The organism is Nonomuraea mangrovi (assembly GCF_042681425.1).
Taxonomy (GTDB): Bacteria; Actinomycetota; Actinomycetes; order Streptosporangiales; family Streptosporangiaceae; genus Nonomuraea; species Nonomuraea mangrovi.
This window is the reverse complement of sequence record NZ_JBHUFV010000106.1, coordinates 60,524-79,636: the sequence shown is the minus strand read 5'-3', so window position 1 is coordinate 79,636 and position 19,113 is coordinate 60,524. Positions and strand designations below refer to the sequence as shown.

14 protein-coding genes are annotated in these 19,113 nt (G+C 71.3%); 5 read left to right on the top strand and 9 right to left on the bottom strand.

Annotated elements, in window-relative coordinates; genetic code table 11:
• Positions 1 to 198 precede the first annotated feature (198 nt).
• Entirely contained in the window at positions 199 to 837 is a 639-nt protein-coding gene (locus ACFSKW_RS54030; protein WP_379583591.1) for an NlpC/P60 family protein, read from the bottom strand.
• 699 nt (positions 838 to 1,536) lie between these two features.
• Positions 1,537 to 2,400, bottom strand: coding sequence for a 16S rRNA (adenine(1518)-N(6)/adenine(1519)-N(6))-dimethyltransferase RsmA (gene rsmA, locus ACFSKW_RS54025; RefSeq protein WP_379583589.1), 864 nt, complete (start codon positions 2,398 to 2,400; stop codon positions 1,537 to 1,539).
• 55 nt (positions 2,401 to 2,455) lie between these two features.
• Between rsmA and ACFSKW_RS54020 the strand changes: the two genes are divergently transcribed.
• On the top strand, positions 2,456 to 4,102 hold the full coding sequence (locus ACFSKW_RS54020) for a serine/threonine-protein kinase (RefSeq protein WP_379583587.1): 1,647 nt from the start codon (positions 2,456 to 2,458) through the stop codon (positions 4,100 to 4,102).
• Positions 4,099 to 5,343, top strand: a complete 1,245-nt coding sequence (locus ACFSKW_RS54015; protein WP_379583586.1) for a hypothetical protein — start codon at positions 4,099 to 4,101, stop codon at positions 5,341 to 5,343. Before ACFSKW_RS54020 ends, ACFSKW_RS54015 begins: the two co-directional genes overlap by 4 nt.
• An 11-nt stretch (positions 5,344 to 5,354) precedes the next feature.
• Here the strand turns inward: ACFSKW_RS54015 and ACFSKW_RS54010 are convergent, their stop codons facing one another.
• The gene (locus ACFSKW_RS54010) at positions 5,355 to 6,278 is read right to left on the bottom strand and encodes a resuscitation-promoting factor (protein WP_379583584.1); all 924 of its coding nucleotides are present in this window, start codon (positions 6,276 to 6,278) and stop codon (positions 5,355 to 5,357) included.
• A 34-nt stretch (positions 6,279 to 6,312) separates the two neighbouring features.
• Entirely contained in the window at positions 6,313 to 7,170 is an 858-nt protein-coding gene (locus ACFSKW_RS54005; RefSeq protein ID WP_379583582.1) for a TatD family hydrolase, read from the bottom strand.
• Between the two features lie 40 nt (positions 7,171 to 7,210).
• Here ACFSKW_RS54005 and ACFSKW_RS54000 point away from each other — a divergent pair, with 40 nt between their 5' ends.
• Positions 7,211 to 10,132, top strand: a complete 2,922-nt coding sequence (locus ACFSKW_RS54000) for an ATP-binding protein (RefSeq protein ID WP_379583581.1) — start codon at positions 7,211 to 7,213, stop codon at positions 10,130 to 10,132.
• 29 nt (positions 10,133 to 10,161) lie between these two features.
• On the opposite strand, the gene ACFSKW_RS53995 is transcribed toward ACFSKW_RS54000, so the two are convergent.
• Entirely contained in the window at positions 10,162 to 10,650 is a 489-nt protein-coding gene (locus ACFSKW_RS53995) for a MarR family winged helix-turn-helix transcriptional regulator (RefSeq protein ID WP_379583579.1), read from the bottom strand.
• A 168-nt stretch (positions 10,651 to 10,818) separates the two neighbouring features.
• On the opposite strand from ACFSKW_RS53995, the gene ACFSKW_RS53990 reads away from it, so the two are divergent.
• The gene (locus tag ACFSKW_RS53990; protein ID WP_379583577.1) at positions 10,819 to 11,985 is read left to right on the top strand and encodes a cytochrome P450; all 1,167 of its coding nucleotides are present in this window, start codon (positions 10,819 to 10,821) and stop codon (positions 11,983 to 11,985) included.
• A gap of 76 nt (positions 11,986 to 12,061) precedes the next feature.
• Here ACFSKW_RS53990 and metG read toward each other — a convergent pair whose 3' ends face one another.
• Both metG and ACFSKW_RS53980 read right to left on the bottom strand, forming a co-directional pair.
• Positions 12,062 to 13,606 (bottom strand): methionine--tRNA ligase, encoded by a 1,545-nt coding sequence (metG, locus tag ACFSKW_RS53985; protein WP_379583575.1) that lies wholly within the window; start codon positions 13,604 to 13,606, stop codon positions 12,062 to 12,064.
• Positions 13,607 to 13,681: 75 nt separating this feature from the next.
• On the bottom strand, positions 13,682 to 14,911 hold the full coding sequence (locus tag ACFSKW_RS53980) for a glycosyltransferase (RefSeq protein WP_379583574.1): 1,230 nt from the start codon (positions 14,909 to 14,911) through the stop codon (positions 13,682 to 13,684).
• A gap of 285 nt (positions 14,912 to 15,196) precedes the next feature.
• On the opposite strand from ACFSKW_RS53980, the gene ACFSKW_RS53975 reads away from it, so the two are divergent.
• Positions 15,197 to 16,678: a hypothetical protein gene (locus ACFSKW_RS53975; protein ID WP_379583573.1), complete on the top strand. Its 1,482-nt coding sequence runs from the start codon at positions 15,197 to 15,199 to the stop codon at positions 16,676 to 16,678.
• Here ACFSKW_RS53975 and ACFSKW_RS53970 read toward each other — a convergent pair.
• A complete protein-coding gene (locus ACFSKW_RS53970) occupies positions 16,629 to 18,131 on the bottom strand; it encodes a dolichyl-phosphate-mannose--protein mannosyltransferase (RefSeq protein ID WP_379583571.1) in 1,503 nt (500 codons plus the stop codon). The two genes, ACFSKW_RS53975 and ACFSKW_RS53970, sit on opposite strands and share 50 nt — an antisense overlap.
• Before the next feature lie 63 nt (positions 18,132 to 18,194).
• A complete protein-coding gene (gene rsmI, locus ACFSKW_RS53965; protein WP_379583569.1) occupies positions 18,195 to 19,043 on the bottom strand; it encodes a 16S rRNA (cytidine(1402)-2'-O)-methyltransferase in 849 nt (282 codons plus the stop codon).
• Positions 19,044 to 19,113 lie beyond the last annotated feature (70 nt).

Sequence of the window (19,113 nt, the reverse complement as noted above, 5' to 3'; positions counted from 1 at the left end):
CGGAAGCCCTTGGAGCAGGCCACGTTCTGGCCCGCGGCGCGGAAGCCCTTGGAGCAGGCCACGTTCTGGCCCGCGGCGCGGAAGCCTTTGGGCAGGCCATGTCCTGGTGGGCGGGCCTGCCCGGCGGAGGGGGCACAGCGGGGTTCCTCCGCCGGGCAGGTGGGGTGCCGTGTCGGGCAGCCGTTGGGGTTGTCGGGGTCAGCCGGGGCGGACGGCTCCTCGGTAGCGGGGGCGGTAGTAGGCCGAGTCCAGGAAGTCGGTCTTCTTGACCACATCACCGGTTTTGGGAGCGTGGATCATGATGCCGTCGCCGAGGTACAGGCCGACGTGGGTGGGGTCGCCTCCTCCGCCGCCGAAGAACACCAGGTCGCCGCGGCGCAGGTCGGTCAGCCGGATGCGCCGGCCTTGCCGGAACTGGGTCCCGGTGTAGTGGCCGAGCTTCACCCCCGCTCTGGACCAGGCGTAGAGCGTCAGGCCTGAGCAGTCGAACCCGACGGTGCCTGCGCCTCGCCCTATGCCTCTGCTGGGTCCTGCGGGGGTGCCGCCGCCCCAGGAGAACGGGGTGCCCAGGCGAGCGATCGCCGCGATGGCCGCGGTGTCGCCCTTGGCGCGCGTGACCCGGCGCGGGCGGGGTCTGCCGGTGCCCGGTGTCCTACGGGGCTTGGCGACCTTGGGCGGCCTGACGCGGGGCGGTGACACGGGACGTCGGGCGACACGTGGCAGGCCGACGCGGGGCTTGGTGGAGCCGGGCGTCACAACGCGCGGCATGCCGCCCAAGGGCGGGGTGGTGACGCGAGCCGGGTCCACGTCAGCCGGGGTCACGCGAACCGCGATCATGCCCGGGTCCGCGACGCGAGGCGGAGTGGCCCATGGCCGGGCGACACCTGGCGACGGGGTTCGGAGCGAGGCCTCGCCAGGGCGGTGCCATGCCGGGGCTCGGAGCGCGGCCTCACCAGGGCGGTGCCATGCCGGGGCTCGGAGCGCGGCCTCACCAGGATGGTGCCATGACGAGGTTCGGAGCGGGGCCTCGCCTGGGCGGTGCCAGGTCGAGAAGTGGTGTCGCCAGCCGTCGAGCCAGTCGGCGTCCGTCATCGGCATGCGCATCACCGACCACCTCGTCAGCGATTTTCGGCCAGAGGCGCACGCCTCGGGAGGCAGGACGACCGTCAGGCGAGTGTGGTCGGCCGGCAGTGTCACCGTGCCGAGGCATGGTGGCGTTCCGGGCTCGGCCGCCGCGCCTGGCCAGGCGCTGAGGGTCGCGAGAAAGCCGATGGTGAGCCACATCAGAACCTCCTGAGCCGTGGAAGGGAAGGCTCAGGATCATCCGGAGAGGTTCACGTGGAAGTGGCCGAGCGGGGTTCTGTGGATGAGGAAGGCGAGATACGCACAGGCTGTGGACGAGGCGAGGCGGGGCGAGATGGGGCGGGGCGAGACGGGGCGAGGCGAGACGGGGCGAGGCAGAGCGGGCAAGGCGAGGCGGGGCGAGATGGGGGGGCCAGAGCGGGGTGAGGTACTGGCTGTGGATGGGCGCGCCGGTCAGTCGAGGTGTTCCGCGATTCTCGCGAAGGCGACGATGTCCAGTTGCTCGCCCCGCGTCGAAGGCTCCACTCCGGCGGCTCGCAGTGCCTCCTCCGCGCGCGGTGCCGTACCGAACAGTGAGGACAGGGCGGCTCGCAGGGTCTTGCGCCGCTGGGCGAAGGCAGCGTCCACCACCGAGAAGACCTGCTCGCGTGTCGCGGTGGTGGCGGGCGGGTCGCGGCGCTCGAGCGAGACGAGCCCCGAGTCCACGTTCGGCACCGGCCAGAACACCGTGCGGCCGACGGGCCCGGCCCTGCGCACGTCGGCGTACCAGGCGGCCTTGGCGGACGGCACGCCGTACACCTTGGAGCCGGGAGGGGCGGCGAGCCGGTCGGCTACCTCGGCCTGCACCATGACCAGGCCCTTGCGGAGCGAGGGCAGCGCCTCCAGCAGGTGAAGCACCACCGGCACGGAGACGTTGTAGGGCAGGTTGGCGACCAGGGCGGTGGGGACGTGCCCGCCGAAGTCGCCGAGGCCCACCCGCAGGGCGTCGGCCTGGACGACGGTCAGCTTGTCGCCGAGCCCGCGCGTGTCGACGGTCAGGGGAAGCTGGGTGGCCAGCACGGGGTCGATCTCCACGGCGACGACGTGGGCGGCCTCGGGCAGCAGGGCGAGGGTGAGCGACCCGAGCCCTGGACCGACCTCGATCACGACGTCGTCGGCCGACAACCCGGCCGTGCGGACGATCCGCCGGACCGTCCCGCCGTCGATCACGAAGTTCTGTCCGAACTTCTTTGTCGGACGAAGGTCCAGCTTGTCCGCCAAATTACGTATTTCAACCGGCCCCAACAGGCTCACAATGGCACTCCCCACGTCATTCATTAAGTCTCCAGCATCCACGACGCTACGAAGAACCAGGCGGAGGAGGGAGGATGGTGTGAACGACGAAGGGACTTCCCTGATGGAGCCGACGGGCGCCACGCCACTGCGTCCGACCGACGCGCGGGAGATCGGGCCCTACCGCCTGCTGGGGCGGCTCGGCGAGGGCGGCATGGGCACGGTCTTCCTGGCGATCGCGCCGACCGGTCGTCCTGTCGCCGTCAAGGTGGTGAAGGCGGAGTTCGCCAACCAGGAGGGCTTCAACGCGCGCTTCCATGCGGAGGTGGACAACGCGCGCAGAGTGGCATCGTTCTGCACCGCGCAGGTGCTCGACAACGGCAACGACGGCGCGGGCAGGCCGTACATGGTGACCGAGTTCATCTCGGGCGTTCCCCTGTCGACGCAGATCGCCAAGTACGGCGCGCTGGAGCCGGGCGCGCTGCACGGCGTGGCGCTGGGGGTGGCGGCGGCGCTCGCCGCCATCCACGTGGCGGGGCTGGTGCACCGCGATCTGAAGCCGGCCAACGTCATCCTGTCGATGTCGGGACCCAGGGTGATCGACTTCGGCATCTCCAGGGCCCTCGACCGTGAGAGCAATTTCACGCTGTCGGGCGAGCTGCTGGGGAGTCCAGGCTGGTGGGCGCCGGAGCAGGTGCGCGGGCAGCAGGTGACGCCCGCGGCCGACGTGTTCGCGTGGGGCTGCCTGGTGGCGTTCGCGGGCAACGGCCGCCATCCGTTCGGCCGCGGCGACGCCATCACGCTGGCGACCAGGGTGCTGCACCAGCCGCCTGATCTCGGCGCGCTGCCCGCGCCGCTCAACGAGCTGGTACGGCGGGCCACCGCGATGGACCCGCTCCATCGGCCGACGGCGCAGGATCTGCTGATATCGCTGGTCGGCGGGCGCGTCCCCGCTCCCGACCCGGCGACGCTGGTCGCCACGGAGTGCTTCGACCAGCCCTGGCAGCCGCCGGCGAACATCGCCGACGAGCCCGACGCCACGGAGGTGTTGTCGGCGACCCTCTCAAGCCCGCCGGTCGCCACGCCGACACCGACACCGCCACCGACGCCCACACCGGCGCCCACACCAACACCGACATCGACGCCCACGCCGACGCCGGTACCCACGCCGACGCCGGTGCCGGTCATGCTGCAGCAGGCTCCCGCCGAGGACGCCAGGCCGAAGACCAATCGCTGGCTGATCCCCGTGATCGTCGCGGCGGTGGCGCTGCTGGTCACGATCGCGCTCCTGATGGTCAACAGGCCGTCGCCACAGACCACGGCGACGCCGACGACAGGGAACGGCGCCACCGCCCAGGTGAACGCGGTCACCGACATCGGCAGGCGTATCCAGCTGGGCGCCGGCTTCGACGACCCACAGGTGATCGTCGCCCGGCGGCCCGACTGCGGCCTGACCGACTACGGCGGCAACCAGCCCACGTCGGGCCGGTTCTGCGTGATCAAGTGGACGATGGTGAACCCCAGCGGTACGGCACGCCCCATCGGCAAGCCTTCCGTCACGCTGGGCGACGACAGGGGCGCCGTCCATGAGGCCACGACCTTGTCCAGCGCGCTTCCCGACTCGATCCCGCCGGGCGGGCGGATCGACGGGACGTTCGTGTTCGACCTGCCGCCGCAGCGGATGCCCGCCGTCCTGTCCGGCACCATGCTGCAGGGCGGGAAGGAAATCGAGGTGCGACTGTCATGACTCGTGCACTCCTGACCGTCCTCCTCACAACCGCCATGACCCAAGGAACGGTCGCCATCACCCCCGGAGCGGTCGCCATGACCCACGGAGCCGCGGCCATCGCGTCAGGAAACGGTGGCGAAGCCGCGCGGGCGATGCCCTGCACGAGTGACGTGGTCGCCCGCGACGCCGTCGTCGGCGACCCGTTCGACGGCGCCGGCGCGGTCTATCTGGTGTCCGACGACGAGATCGTTCCTGTCAAGCCGCCCACCACCCTCCGGGAGGGCGACGGGTTCGGCTGGTCGGTGGCCCTGGCGGAGATCGACGGGGACGGCTGCGCCGACCTGCTGGTCGGCGCGCCGTACGCCGACGTGGAGTCCCTGCAGGACGCGGGCGTCGTCTACATCATGCCCGGCAAGGGCGGCGCCCCTATCAGGGTGACGTCGCCAGAGCCGCAGCCCGACGCGCATTTCGGCTGGTCGGTGGCGGCCAAGGGGGAGATGATCGCCGTTGGCGCGCCGTACGAGGACCAGGGGGACCTGGCCGACACGGGGTCGGTCTACGTCCTCAAGGGCCAAGGCAAGATGAAGAAGATCAACCAGGAGTCGAAGGAGATCCTGGGCAACCCCGAGGTGGGCGACCAGTACGGCTGGGCGCTGGCCTTCGGGGCGGGCAACAGCCTGGTCGTCGGCGTGCCGTACGAGAACGACGACGGCGCCGGCGTCCAGAACGGCGAGGGCAGGCTCGACTCCGGCTCGGTGAGCATCATCGCCGACATCACCGCGCAGAAGCCGACGGCCGTCAAGTGGGAGCCGCCCGACGACCGTGCCGGTGACAGGTTCGGCTACGCGGTGGCCTACGTCGAGGGCATGGGCATCGCGGTGGGCGCGCCGCAGGCCGACTTCGTGCAGTTCCTCGACGCCGCGGGCAAGCCGACGAGGAAGGTGAAGGGCGAGGGCAACTTCGGCTTCTCGCTGGCCGCCTCCAAGGACGGCAGGCTCGCGGTCGGCGCCCCGTACGCGGGCGGCACGGGCGCGGTACGGATCCTGTCGGGCAGCGGCGGATCCGCCGAACGCAGGCTGGTCTTCCCACCGGGCGGCAGGTTCGGCTGGTCGGTCGCCTTCGCCGGCAACCGTGTGCTCGCCGGCGCGCCTGACGCCGCGCCGTACGGCATGGTCGGCATCGCGGGGCGCAACGAGGACACCGTCCAGGAGCTCCAGCCGCCGAAGGGCGTCGAGTTCGGGGCGTCGGCGGGCGGGTGAGCGGGGCCGGCCTAGCCGAACAGTCTGGCCCCGCAGTGCGGCCACTGACCCTGCCAGCGCCCGCCGACGCGCTGGTAGAGCAGTTGCGCCCGGTAGGTCTGCTCCTCGGAGGACCAGACGTGCGGCATGCCTGCGCCGCCGACCGCCTGCCACATCGGCAGGCTGAACTGGTACAGGCCGTAGTAGGGGCCCGAGGGGTTGTAGGCGTGCGGGTTGCCGCGGGACTCGCACGCGGCCAGCGCCGCCCAGTTGAGCCGCGCCACGTCGGCCTGGATCGGGATGGTGCGCGGCGGCGCGGCGGGCCCGGCCGGGGCGACCGTGATCGTGGTGCCCTCGCGAGGGAAGCTGCGGAGCGCGGGCGTGACGCGGTAGCCCCTGCCGTACCGGACCCTGGTCTGCCGCAGCACGCCCCTGACGGTCGCGCTGGTGGTCGTGGTGGTGAGGCGCCGCTCGCCCGCGACCACGTGCACCTCGCGGGGGGTGAACATCGTGACCGCCATCCCGCCCAACGGGATGGCGCCGGTCCTCGGCGCGGACAGGCGGCTGCCGCCGTGCTCGATGGCGAGCTCGTCGAGCGCCCCGCCGACGCTCGTGGCGGTGACGACGTGCCTGGCCGTGCGGCCGTCGACGGTGAGCGTGATCGGGCGGGCGTGGCGGACCACGATCGTGGTCGCCTCGCCGATCGGGGTGTGGGCGGCGGGGTGCAGGTAGTCGTGCTCCCCGAACGGGATCTCGGCCTGCTCGAGCACCTCGGCCACGGTACCGGCGGTGCTGCGCAGCGCCATGGCCTTGCCGTCCACGACCAGCGCGACCTCCTCGCCGAGCGTGGCGACGATGATCGAACCGGCCAGGGCAGCCGTCACGAACCCGTAACCGGCCATCGCCCGGCCCGACTTCCAGAGGGGCCGGGGGGCGCGTCGTCGTCCTCTAGCCATCACCCGCGCGAGGCTAACCGAGCGCGGGGCGGGTTCACCGGGAGATGCCGAAGACCGCCTCTCCGTTGGTGTTCACGGCCTCGCACAGCACGTCAGCTGGCATGTCCTTGACCTCTGCCAGGCAGCGCAGCGTGAGCGGGATGAGGTAGGGGGCGTTGGGCTTGCCGCGGTGCGGGACCGGCGGCAGGTACGGCGCGTCGGTCTCGACCAGGATCAGCTCCTTGGGCGCCACCCTGGCAGCCTCGCGCAGGTAGCCGGCGTTCTTGTACGTCACGGGACCGGAGAAGGACATGAAATATCCGGCTTCCACGCACTTCTTGGCCATCTCGGCGTCCCCGGAGTAGCTGTGGAAGACCACGCGCTCGGGCGCCCCCTCCGCCGCCAGCACCTTCAGGACGTCGTCATGGGCGTCGCGGTCGTGGATGACCAGCGCCTTGCCCGTCCGCTTGGCGATCTCGATGTGCGCGCGGAAACTGGCGTGCTGGTCGTCCTTCGACGCCCAGTCACGGTAGTAGTCGAGCCCCGTCTCGCCGACCGCCCGCACGTCGGGCTCGCCGGCCAGCGCCTCGATCTCGGCCAGCACCTCGGGTGTCGCGGCGTGCGCCTCGTTCGGGTGGATCGCCACGCCCGCGTAGACGTCGCGGTGGGCGGCGGCGACCCGCGCCCCCCACACCGAGGACGGCAGGTCGTAGCCGATGGTGACGAGGCTGTTGACGCCCACCGCCCGCGAGTCGGCCAGGATGCTCTCCACGCTGGCCGAGGCCGCCTGCGCGGCCTGCGCCACGGGGTCTCCGGAGGAGGCCTGCCTGGTGCCCACCATGATGTCGAGATGGCAGTGGCTGTCGAAGACGGGCGTCGTCAGCGGCTCGGGCGCGGAGGGAAGGGTGCTCACTCCCCCAAAGGTACCGTCGCGGCAAGGGACAATCGTCTCCATGCGGTTCGGGATCCTCGGGGCCACCGCGGCCTGGCGCGCCGACGGCACGCAGGTGCCGCTCGGCGGCCCCACCCAGCGTGCCCTGCTCGCCCTCCTGCTGGCCCGTGCCGGCCAGGTCGTCGCCGCCGGCAGCCTGATCGACTCCCTGTACGGCGAGCGGCCCCCCGCCAACGCCGGACACGCCCTGCAGTCGCAGGTCTCCCGCCTGCGCCGCTCGTTCACGATCGAGCTGCTGCCCGGCGGCTACCGCCTCGACGTCGATCCCTCGGCGGTCGACGCGCACGTCTTCCTTGGTCTGGCCGACGAGGGCCGCGCCGCGCTGGAGGCCGGTGACCCCGCCGGTGCCGCCGATCTGCTGCGCCGGGCTCTGGCACTGTGGCGAGGACCGGCGTCGGCCGACGCCGTCCGTCTGGAGGAGCGCAGGCTGACCGCGCTGGAGGACCGGTTCGAGGCCGACCTGCGCGCCGGAGCCCCCGGTGTCGCCGCCGAACTGCGCGCGGAGATCGACCGTCACCCGCTGCGCGAACGCCTCCGCGGCCAGCTCATGCGCGCTCTTCACGGCGAGGGCAGGCAGGCCGAGGCGCTGGTCGCCTTCGAGGAGACCAGGCAGGTGCTGGCGGAGGAGCTGGGCGCCGACCCGTCGGCCGACCTGGCCGCCGTCCATCAGGGCCTGCTGCGCGGCGCCCGCCCCACGGCTCCGCCCGCCCCGCTGACCGGCCTGGTCGGCAGGGATTCCGACGTGGAAGGAGTACGCGGCCTGCTGCGGGAGGCCCGCCTGGTCACCCTGCTCGGTCCCGGCGGGGTGGGCAAGACACGGCTGTCGATCGAGGTCGCGAGCGGCGACGACGTCGCCTTCGCCGACCTCTCGGCGGTCCAGGAGGGCGCCGAGCTGCCGCAGGCGCTGCTCGGCGTGCTCGGCGTGCGCGAGGGCGCGCTGCTGAGCCTGCCCGGCACCATGACTCCCACGTCCAGGCTGGTCGCCGCGCTGGCCGAACGCTCGACGCTGCTCGTCATGGACAACTGCGAGCATCTCGTCGACGCCGTCGCCGCGCTCGCCGAGCTGCTCCTGGGCGGGTGTCCCCGTCTGCGCGTCCTGGCCACCAGCAGGGAGCCGCTCCGCATCACGGGCGAGCACCTGTGGCCGGTCAGCCCGCTGCCGCCCGACGCCGCCGCCAGGCTGTTCGCCGAGCGGGCCAGGGCCGTGCGCCCCGGCTTCACCGCCGACCCCGACGACGTGCGGCGGCTCTGCGCGGCCCTCGACGGGCTGCCCCTCGCCATCGAACTGGCCGCCGCCAGGATGCGCACGCACGAGGTCGCCGACGTGGCCGACCATCTCGCGCTGCGCGGCAGCCGTACGGCGGGGCCGCGGCACCGCACGCTGCGCGCCGTGGTCGCGTGGAGCTGGAACCTGCTGTCCGACGACGAGAGGGCGATGGCCGCGCGGCTGACCGTCTTCGCGGGCGGCGCCACCGCCGCCGACGCCGAGGCGGTGTGCGGGCTGCCGCGTGACGTCCTGGACTCCCTGGCCGACAAGTCGCTGCTCGAGGTCTCGCGCGGCCGCTACCGCATGCTGGAGACCGTCCGCGCCTTCTGCGCCGAGCACCTCACCGACCCCGACCCCGTACGGCAGGCGCACGCCGACCGCTTCCTCGCCTTCGCCGAGCTGGCCGACCCTCACCTGCGCGCCGCCGACCAGCTCGAGTGGCTCGACCGCCTGGCGGCCGAGCACGACAACCTCATGACCGCGCTGCGCTGGGCCGTCGCCACGCGGCGCACCGCGCTGGGCGTCAGGCTGCTGGCCTCGCTCTCCTCCTACCTGTGGATGCGCGGCGTGCGCTCCTCGGCGGTCGCCCACGCCACCGCGCTGCTCGAGCAGGCGGGCCCGGAGCCCGACCCTTCGTTCGGTGACGACTACGTGCTGTGCGCGCTCACCGCCGCGGGCGACAGGGACGCGTGGATCCGCCACAGGGCCGAGGCCGAGGCGATCGCCATGGACGAGGCGAGGCCGCGCCGTCACCCGCTGGTCACCTTCCTGTGGCCGATGGTCACCGCGACCAAGTCGGATGTGCGGGTGGTGCTGGCCACTCTGGAGCACGGCAGGCGCAGCGCCGACCCGTGGGAGCGGGCGATCGTCCACGTCATCTGGGGCTATCCGCACCTGGCCGCCGGCGACCTCGACGCCGCAGCGGCGGAGTTCACCGCCGCCGTCACCGCGTTCAGGGCGCTCGGCGACCGCTGGGGGGCCGCGTTCGCGCTCGACTCGCTGTCGTGGCTGGCGGCCGCGCGCGGCGACCGCGCCGCCGCCCTGGCCCTGGTCGAGGAGGCGATCGAGCTGACGGGCCTGCTCGGCGCGCTGGAGGACCTGGCCGACCTGCTGTGCAACAGGGGCGACTACCGGTTCGACGACGATCTGGCGGCGGCCAGGGCCGACTACGAGCTGGCCGAGGAGACGGCGCGCCGTACGGGATCGGCCACGTGCCTGGCCGCGGCGCTACGCGGCCGCGCGGACGTCGCCCTCGCCGAGGGTGACCTCGTGGCGGCGCGGTGGCTGTACGAGCAGGCGCTGGAGCGGTTCGACGAGCGGTGGATCAGGAGCTCGGGCAACCTCACCCGCGCTTTCGTGGGGCTCGGCACGATCGCGGAGACCGAGGGCGACCTGGAGGCCGCCCGCGCCTGGCACCTGCGCGGCGTCGAGATCTCCGTACGGCTCGGCGCCCTGCCCGACGCCGCGATGGCGGTCGACGCGCTGTCCCGTGTCGAACCCGACCCCGGCAGGGCGGCGACGCTGAAGGAGGGGGCGGTGGTCCTGCGCGGGATGGCGAGCGACGGGCATCCCTCGCCCGAGGAGGTGCTGCGCCTGGCCGGCGTGCGGGAGGAGCTCATCGATCACGCGCTCGCCCTGCGGGTGACCGCCTGGTGAGCTTGGGTCGTTGAGGGGCGGCCTGCCGGTCAGGTGTCCGGGTCCTGCTGCTCGAGCTGGGTCTCCATGGCGCCGCACAGATGGTGGAGGAAGGCCTCGAACTGCTGGAGCAGCTCGGGTGGGTAATCCGACATCGCGGCGGCCATACGGTCGGTGAGGGGCCCGAAGAACTTCCTGGCGGGTTCCTGGATGCGCGGGCTGCTGGTCAGGGTGACGACCCGCCGGTCGACGTGCTCGCGGGTGCGGACGATGTGCCCGGCCCGTTCGAGGCGGTTGAGCAGTGCGGTGGTGGCGCCCGACGACAGCGAGATGCGTTCGCTGAGGCGGGCGGGCGACAGCGGCGCTCCCCTGTCCTCGGCGTAGAAGATCTCCATGAGCGCTGCGGCGTCGGTGGAGTGCACGCCCAGCCAGGCCGCGAAGCGCCGGGTGAACTCGGTGTAGTTCGCGCCGTAGGCCCTCAGCCCTTCCATGAGCCGGTGATGCTGCGCCGAGTCGTGGCCGGGTTCCGCTTCCCCCATCGAGGCCCTCCGTCTTCCTTGTCGTACCGGTGACGCGTTTTGACAACGTACCCCCACCAATCTACCTTCACCATGAAGTTACTTCACGGTGGAGGTATCTGGTAGCGTGCCCGGCCACGGCCACCACCTCGCCTCCGCGTCCGAATCCCCCGATTCCCTGGAGTACTGATGCTGAACGCGCCCCACTCCGACGGCGTCGACCCGTTCGCCGCGACCGCCCGCGGCATCACCGCACCCGATCCCGCCCGTCCCGCCCTGCGCGCCGCAGGACCGATCGTCCAGGTGGACGCTCCGGCCGGCGGACGGGCGTGGATCGTGACCGACGACGACCTGGCGCGAGCCGTCCTGTCCGATCCGCGCATCGCCAAGGACCCCGCTTTCGCGCCCCCGAGCTGGGACCCGCACACCGCAGGACTCGAACGGACCGCCGCCGAGCAGCCGTCCCTCACCACCCTCGACGGTCCGGACCACGCGAGCCTGCGACGCGCACACGCCCCGCTGCTCAACGCCAGACGGATCCGCGCCCAGTCCGACCGGGTCCACGCGATCGCCAGGGAGTTGCTCACCGAACTGGCCGCCGACGGAACGCCTGTCGACCTCATGGCCGGCTTCACCACCCGCTACCCGCTCACCGTGCTGCTCGACCTGCTCGGCATCCCCCTCGACCTCGTCGACCAGGCCACCGACGCCTGCAGACGGATGTTCAGCGACGACCCCGGCGAGCAGGGCAGGGCGATCGCCGCGCTCGGGGAACTCGCCGCCTGCGGGCTCGGCGACGGACGCCAGGGGCTCGCCGCGGAGTTGCGGGACAGGCTTCCCGCGCAGACCACCCAGGACCAGCTGCGCTACCACCTGTTCGGGCTGATCTTCGCCGGGCAGCTGACCACCGACGCCGCCCTCGGCTTCCTGCTCGCGCGAGCGCTCTCGGACGACCCTCACCCGAGCGCGGTGGACGAACAGGCGATCGACCGGCTGGTCCACGAGACGCTGCGGCGGCACCCGCCCGCGCCCTTCACCCTCTGGAGATTCACGACCACCGAGATCGAACTCGCCGGCGTACGGCTTCCCGCCCGAGCGCCTGTCCTCGTCGACATCCAGGGGATCAACACCGACCCCGCCCGCCCGTCGGGGCCGGACCTGACCTTCGGCGCCGGCCCTCACTTCTGCATCGGCGCCCAACTCGCCCAGCTGGAACTGCGCGCGGTCGCCACGGTGCTCCGAACCGACTTCCCTGACGCCCGCCTCACGGTCCCCTTCGCCGAGCTTCGGCAGGCCGGCATCGGCGGCCTCCAGGGGAGCAGGCTGACCGCGCTCCCCGTCCGGCTGCGCGGCTGACCACCGTCAGCCCGCGCAACCGATCACGAGCCTCCGCGTGCGCGGCGCGACGCGGAGGCTGTGTGGTCCCCCCTCGTCAGTCGACGCTCTCCAGGCGCGGGAAGAGGATCTCGCCCTTCACGATCCGCGCCCCCGCGGGCAGCCTGCCCCACCGGCCCGCCTCGTCCACGCGCTGCGCCGCCAGGGCTCCCAGGTGCTCCTCCGCCCCCAGCGAGGCCCACAGCTTCTCCGCGGTGGCGGGCATCACCGGGTTGAGCAGCACGGCGACCGCGCGCAGCGACTCGGCGGCGGTGTAGAGGATCGTGGCGAGCCTGGCGCGGCCCTCCTCCGAGGTGTCCTTGGCCACCTTCCACGGCTCCTGCTCGCTGAGGTAGCCGTTGACCAGCTTCACGAATTCGAAGATCGCGCCGAGCCCGCCCGCGAAGTCGAGCTCGTCGCCGATCGCCCTGTCGGCCTTGGCCACGGTCGCGGCCAGCGCGGTGGCGATGGCCTCCTCCTGGACGGCGGCCGCGGGCAGCTCGCCGTCGAAGTACTTGCCGACCATGGCGGCCACCCTGGAGGCCAGGTTGCCGAAGTCGTTGGCCAGCTCGGAGGTGTAGCGGGCGGCGAAGTCCTCCCACGAGAACGAGCCGTCCTGACCGAACGGGATGGCCCGCAGGAAGTAGTAGCGGTAGGCGTCGACGCCGAAGTGATCGGTGAGCTGCTGCGGCGAGATGCCGGTCAGGTTGGACTTGCTCATCTTCTCGCCGCCGACCATCAGCCAGCCGTTGGCGAAGACCTTGCCGGGCAGCGGCAGCCCGTTGGCCATCAGCATCGCGGGCCAGATGACCGCGTGGAAGCGCAGGATGTCCTTGCCCACGAGGTGCACGTTGGCCGGCCAGATCCGCTCGAACCGCGCGGGGTCGGAGCCGTAGCCGACCGCGGTGGCGTAGTTGAGCAGGGCGTCGACCCACACGTAGATGACGTGCTTGTCGTCCCACGGGATCGGGATGCCCCAGTCGAAGGTGGAGCGGGAGATCGACAGGTCCTGCAGGCCCTGCTTGACGAACTGCACGACCTCGTTGCGCGCGGAGGCGGGCTGGACGAAGTCGGGGTTGGCCTCGTAGAACTCCAGCAGGCGCTCGCCGTACTCGGAGAGCTTGAAGAAGTAGTTGTCCTCGCGCAGCCACTCGACAGGGACCTTGTGGATCGGGCAGAGGTCGCCCTCCAGCAGTTCGCCGGGGGTCTTGAACTCCTCGCAGCCGACGCAGTAGGGGCCCTCGTAGCCGCCCTTGTAGATCTCGCCCTTGTCGTAGAGGTCCTGGACGAACTCCTGGACCCGCTCGGTGTGGCGCTTCTCCGTGGTGCGGATGAAGTCGTCGTTGGCGATCTCGAGGTGCCGCCAGAGCGGCTTCCACGCCTCCTCGACCAGCTTGTCGGCCCACTCCTGCGGTGTGACGCCGTTGGCCTCGGCGGTGCGCATGATCTTCTGGCCGTGCTCGTCGGTGCCCGTGAGGTACCACACCTGCTCGCCACGCTGGCGGTGCCAGCGCGTCAGCACATCGCCCGCGACGGTCGTGTAGGCGTGGCCCAGGTGGGGAGCGTCGTTGACGTAGTAGATCGGCGTGGAGACGTAGAACATGCCATCAAGACTAAGGCTCGGGCCAACCGTCTTGCGCGGCATCCGGAAGACGCCGCGCGCGGCCACGGTGAGGGCTCAGCCCTTGGGGGTCGAGGACTGCTCCCGGCTGACCGCCTCGGCCGCCTCCTCCGCCGCCTTGGCGGCGACGTCGGTGGCCGTCTCCCTGGTGCGCCTGATGCCCAGGATGCTGACGAACAGCGCGGCGAAGATGGTCTGGAAGCTCATGATGAGCGCGGTAGCCGACGGGACGACGATGCGCAGCGACTCGCGGGGGTCGAGCGCGCCGAAGCTGCGGACCTGCCAGTGGACCAGCGACATCACCAGGCCGACCAGACCGGCGACCGCGAGCAGTCCGCCGACGATCAGACCCTTCTCCAGTGTCACGATGCTGATCAGCTTGCGGATGCGCGGCGACTCGGGCAGGAAGCCCTCCTCGGCCGCGTAGACCTTGGTGAACAGCGCGAACAGCGCCGCCTGGAAGCCGATCACCACCGCGGCGGACGCGCCGACCAGCGTGTCGACGTCGAAGGCGAGCTCGCCGATCTGCACGGGACCGAACGTCAGCGCGGCGCCGGCGACCAGGCCGAGCGCCATAAGGACGAGGCCGGGGATGAAGAACAGCCACTTGGGGCTGTACAGGAGCAGGAAGCGCAGGTGGCGCCAGCCGTCTCGCCACGAGCGCAGGTGCGGCGGGCGGGAGCGGCCGTCGGGCGAGAGCGTGGTGGGCACCTCACGCACGTCGAGCCCCTGCAGCGTGGACTTGACCACCATCTCGCTGGCGAACTCCATGCCGCCGGTCTGCAGCCCGAGGTGCAGGATCGACTCGCGGCGGAACCCGCGAAGACCGCAGTGGAAGTCGCCGATCGCGCTGGGGAAGAACAGCCTGCCGACGAACGACAGGACGGGGTTGCCGAGGTAGCGGTGCAGCGGGGGCATGGCGCCGGGGGCGATGCCGCCCTTGAAGCGGTTGCCCATCACCAGGTCGGCCCCGTCGCGCAGCTGCTCGACGAACGGCAGCAGCGCGGTGAAGTCGTAGGAGTCGTCGGCGTCGCCCATGATGACGTACTTGCCGCGGGCGGCGCGGATGCCGCCCATGAGGGCGTTGCCGTACCCCTTCTCCTCCACGTGGACCACGCGGGCCCCGGCGTCACGGGCGAGCTGCTGCGAGCCGTCCGTGCTGCCGTTGTCGGCGATCAGCACCTCGCCGTCGATGCCGTGCTCCTGCATGCACGCAACAGCCTTGCGCACGCAGACTTCCACGGTCTCGGCCTCGTTGAGGCAGGGCATGACCACCGTCAGTTCCACGTCTAGACCCTTCAGTCACGGCACTTCCAGCCAACCATCATGCCCTGTGCCCCGGCGTGGTCGGGTCAAGTCCTCAAAACGGCTGGCATTCTTTAGGGGAATCTTCGGCGAAGAGCCCAATGATAGAATCGGGTAGCTCGGCACTATCGCTGCTGGGTCTACCGCCGGAAGGACTATCCGGTCCTCTGCAGCAGGAGCGGTGGAGGTCAAAGCATGGTGAGCGTTGCCGAGAGAACGCGTGTCGAGCCTTCCGTCCCAGGGCGAAAGGCTCGTTTGCTGTCCTACGTGGGCAGACACCGCGTGTTCTTCACCGCCTTCGCGCTCGGCGCGTTGCTGCGGCTCGTCGCGATGCTCGGCTACGGCCCCGCGATGTGGTTCAACGACTCCTACGAGTACGTCTCGGTGGCGCTGCACCCGAGGCCGAGCGCGGTCAGGCCGGACGGCTACAGCTTCTGGCTCATGCTGCTGCGCCCCTTCCACAGCTTCTCCCTGGTGGTCTTCACCCAGCATCTGATGGGCCTGGCCGCGGGCGTGCTCATCTACGCGCTGTTGCGCAGGAAGTTCGGGTTGCCCAAGTGGGGCGCGACGCTGGCCGCCGTGCCCGTGCTGTTCGACGCCTACCAGATCCAGCTCGAGCAGATGGTGATGTCGGACACGATGTTCACGCTGCTGGTCGTGGGCGTCATCACCCTGGTCCTGTGGCACCGGCGCATGTCGTGGAAGGTCGGCGCGGTCGTCGGGTTCCTGCTCGCGCTCACCGCGCTGACCCGCTCGATCGGACTGCCGATCCTCGGCCTGGTCGTCGTCTACATGCTGATCAAGCGCACCGGCTGGAAGCCGATCGTCGCCATGGTCACGGCCTGCGCCATCCCCGTCGTCGCCTACATGACGTGGTTCTACACGGCCTTCGGCAAGTTCGCGATGACCAACAGCGACGGCCTCATCCTCTACATGCGAGTGTCGATCTTCGCCGACTGCAAGAAGATGGACCTTGAGCTGCCGCGCGAGCTGCCGCTGGCCTTCATGTGCATCGAGGAGCCCGTCAGCAAGCGGATCGGTTACGCGCAGTGGTACCTGTGGGGCACCGGTAGCGGCAACGGCAACGGCGGCGGCGAGGTGCTGCACCGGCTGCCGGGCAAGGTGAAGTTCGACGACTTCAAGAACGAGGTGGCCAGCGAGTTCGCCAAGCGCGCGATCCTGGCCCAGCCCGGCGACTATCTCGGGGTCGTCGCGCGCGACTTCATGCGGGCCTTCACCTGGGGCAGGCCGCGCTTCCCCGACGCGAAGACCTACAACATGTACCAGTTCCAGCCGTACTACGATCTCGACGCCAACGGCAAGCCCAAGCGGCTGCCGCAGTGGGCGACCGTGGGCGGCAGGGCCGACACCGACGCGTTCATCTACGAGCAGGGCCCCGCGGAGACCAGGATCGTGCAGCCGTGGGCGGGCATCATGAGCACCTACCAGAAGGTGTTCTACCTGCAGGGCGTCATGCTGGGCGGGATCCTGCTGATCGGCCTCGCGGGCGTGGTGGTCAGGTGGCGCAACCTGGGCGGTCCCGTGCTGCTGCCGTGGCTGGGGGCGTTCGGGCTGATCCTCGCGCCCGCCGCCACGGCCGAGTTCGACTACCGCTACCTGCTGCCCGCCGTACCGCTGGCGTGCATCGCGGCGGCGATCACGTTGAGGCGCGGGATCAAGGTGCGCCGCCGCTCCGCGCTCACACCCACGAGCGCATCAGCATCCGAGCCCACCACTGCGCGAACGTGATCGTCTCCGCGGACAGGATCGGGTAGAGCCACCAGAAGTTGATCAGTACCACCAGCGCGCACGCGCCGACCGTGGCCGCGCCCGCGGCCCTTCTGATCGGCGGCGCGCTCGCGGGGCCGAGCGCGACGCCCGCGACGAGCACGAGCGCCAGCACCATGAACGGCACGACGGGGGTCATGTAGAACAGGTACATCGTGCGGTTGTCGGCGATCGCGTAGTAGAACCACGGCAGCCAGCCCACGCCGTAACCGAGCAGCACCGCGCCCGCCCGCCAGTCGCGCCTGGCCACGTACAGGGCCACGAGGGCGAGCAGCGCCAGCAGCGCCAGGTACCAGAGGGCGGGCGTGCCGACGCCCAGCACCGCCGAGGAGCACTTGTCGGCGCCGCAGCCGGTCGGCGGCGGCTCGCTCGGGTAGTAGAACGACACGGGCCGCTGCAGCAGCGGCCACTGCCAGGGCTCCGACATGTACGGGTGCCCGTCGTCCATGCCGGTGTGGAAGCCCAGCACCTGCAGCTGGTAGCCGAGCCACGAGCGCAGGGAGTCGAGGACGAAGAAGGCGGGCCCCGCCTGCGTGGCCTGGTCCCAGTTGCGCCCCCAGCCCTCCGCCCGCACGAACCAGCCGGTCCAGCTGAGCATGTAGACCACCGCGGGGGCCAGCGCGAGCGCCCCGAGCGCGCCGGTCAGGTCCCGCGCCACCACTCCCCTGTACGGCCGGCGCAGCCCGAGCGCCCTGCGCGCCCCCGCGTCCCACATCAGCGACATGATCGCGAAGCCGATGAGGAAGAAGACGCCCGACCACTTGACCGCGCACGCCGCCCCCAGGCACGCGCCGCCTGCCAGCCGCCACGGCCTGACGCCCAGCCAGGGGCCGGTCACGGTCGTCAGGGAGGTCTCGTACCAGTCGGACAGGCGCTGCCTGGCCTTGTCCCTGTCGACCACGAGGCAGCCGAACCCGGCCAGCACCCAGAACATCAGGAAGATGTCGAGCAGCGCGTTGCGCGAGAGCACGAAGTGGAGCCCGTCGAGCGCGAGCAGCAGGCCCGCCAGGCAGCCGAGCAGCGTGGATCGGGTCATCCTGCGGGCGACCCTGGCGATGATCAGGATCGACAGCGTGCCCACCACCGCTCCGGCGAAGCGCCAGCCGAAGGGGGTCAGGCCGAACAGCCACTCGCCGGCCGCGATCATCCATTTGCCGAGCGGGGGGTGCGCGACGTATTCGGCGCACTCCTCGACGGTCGGGCACTGCTTCCAGAAGTTCAGGTCGCCCGCGATGATCATCCGGTCGGCGATGGGGTTCTTGGTGTCGCCGAGAGCCACCCGCTCGACGCCGAATTTCAGCAGCGCGTAGGCGTCCTTGATGTAGAAGGTCTCGTCGAAGACGACCGCGTGCGGCTCTCCGAGCCGAAAGAATCTCAGGAATCCCCCGAAGGCGGTGACCAGAAGCGGCCCCAACCATCCCCATAACGCGTCAACCGGCATGGGGGGAACTAGTCGCCTATTTCCCACCTTGGCACCTTAGGGGGTGGGCGATCTCCTGTGAACCGCGTCGTACAGCTCTCGTCTGGGCATGCCCGACTCCTTGGCCACGTCGACGATGGCCTGCTTGCGCTGGACGCCCTCGGCCGTGCGCCGGTCGACCTCGGCGACGAGCGCGTCGAGGTCAGGAGGACCGGCGTCGGGCACGTGGCCGGCGACGACCACGGTGATCTCACCCTTCACCCCTGCCGCCGCCCAGTCGGCCAGCTCGGCCAGGCCGCCCCGCCGTACCTCCTCGTAGGTCTTGGTCAGCTCGCGGCACACCGCGGCCCTGCGCCCGGGACCGAACGCCTCGACCATCGCCCGCAGCGCCACCTCCAGGCGGTGCGGGGCCTCGAAGAAGACCATCGTGCGCTCCTCGCCCGCCAGCGCGGCGAGCCTGCGGGCGCGCTCGCCCGGCTTGCGCGGCGGGAAGCCCTCGAAGCAGAACCTGTCGCTGGGCAGGCCGGAGACGGCCAGCGCCGTCGTGACCGCCGAAGGACCCGGCAGAGCGGTGACGGTGATGCCCGCCTCGACCGCCAGGCTGGTCAGGCGGTAGCCGGGGTCCGACACGCCCGGCATCCCCGCATCGGTGATCACCAGTACCGTGCGGCCGTCGTGGAGCGACTCCATCAGCTCGGCGGCGCGGGCGGCCTCGTTCTGGTCGTAGTAGGAGACGACCCTTCCGCTGATCTCCGCGCCGAGGTCGCTGGCCAGCCTGCGCAGGCGTCTGGTGTCCTCGGCAGCAACCACGTCGGCGCTCTCCAAAGCGTCGCGTAGTCTTGGTGACGCGTCTGCGACCTGCCCGATCGGCGCGCCTGCCAGCACCAGCCTGCCCTGTTCTCTCACCAGGCCATTGTGTCAGCCAGCCCCAATTGGGCGGTGTTTCTTACGTAACTACCGCGTTGGGGCCCCTACG

What these genes read in the sequence shown, in the direction of transcription:
- ACFSKW_RS54030 (WP_379583591.1), bottom strand. Translation starts at nt 837, where the DNA reads ATGATCGCGGTTCGCGTGACCCCGGCTGACGTGGACCCGGCTCGCGTC.
- rsmA (WP_379583589.1), bottom strand. Translation starts at nt 2,400, where the DNA reads ATGAATGACGTGGGGAGTGCCATTGTGAGCCTGTTGGGGCCGGTTGAA.
- ACFSKW_RS54015 (WP_379583586.1), top strand. Translation starts at nt 4,099, where the DNA reads ATGACTCGTGCACTCCTGACCGTCCTCCTCACAACCGCCATGACCCAA.
- ACFSKW_RS54010 (WP_379583584.1), bottom strand. Translation starts at nt 6,278, where the DNA reads ATGGCTAGAGGACGACGACGCGCCCCCCGGCCCCTCTGGAAGTCGGGC.
- ACFSKW_RS54000 (WP_379583581.1), top strand. Translation starts at nt 7,211, where the DNA reads ATGCGGTTCGGGATCCTCGGGGCCACCGCGGCCTGGCGCGCCGACGGC.
- ACFSKW_RS53995 (WP_379583579.1), bottom strand. Translation starts at nt 10,650, where the DNA reads ATGGGGGAAGCGGAACCCGGCCACGACTCGGCGCAGCATCACCGGCTC.
- ACFSKW_RS53990 (WP_379583577.1), top strand. Translation starts at nt 10,819, where the DNA reads ATGCTGAACGCGCCCCACTCCGACGGCGTCGACCCGTTCGCCGCGACC.
- metG (WP_379583575.1), bottom strand. Translation starts at nt 13,606, where the DNA reads ATGTTCTACGTCTCCACGCCGATCTACTACGTCAACGACGCTCCCCAC.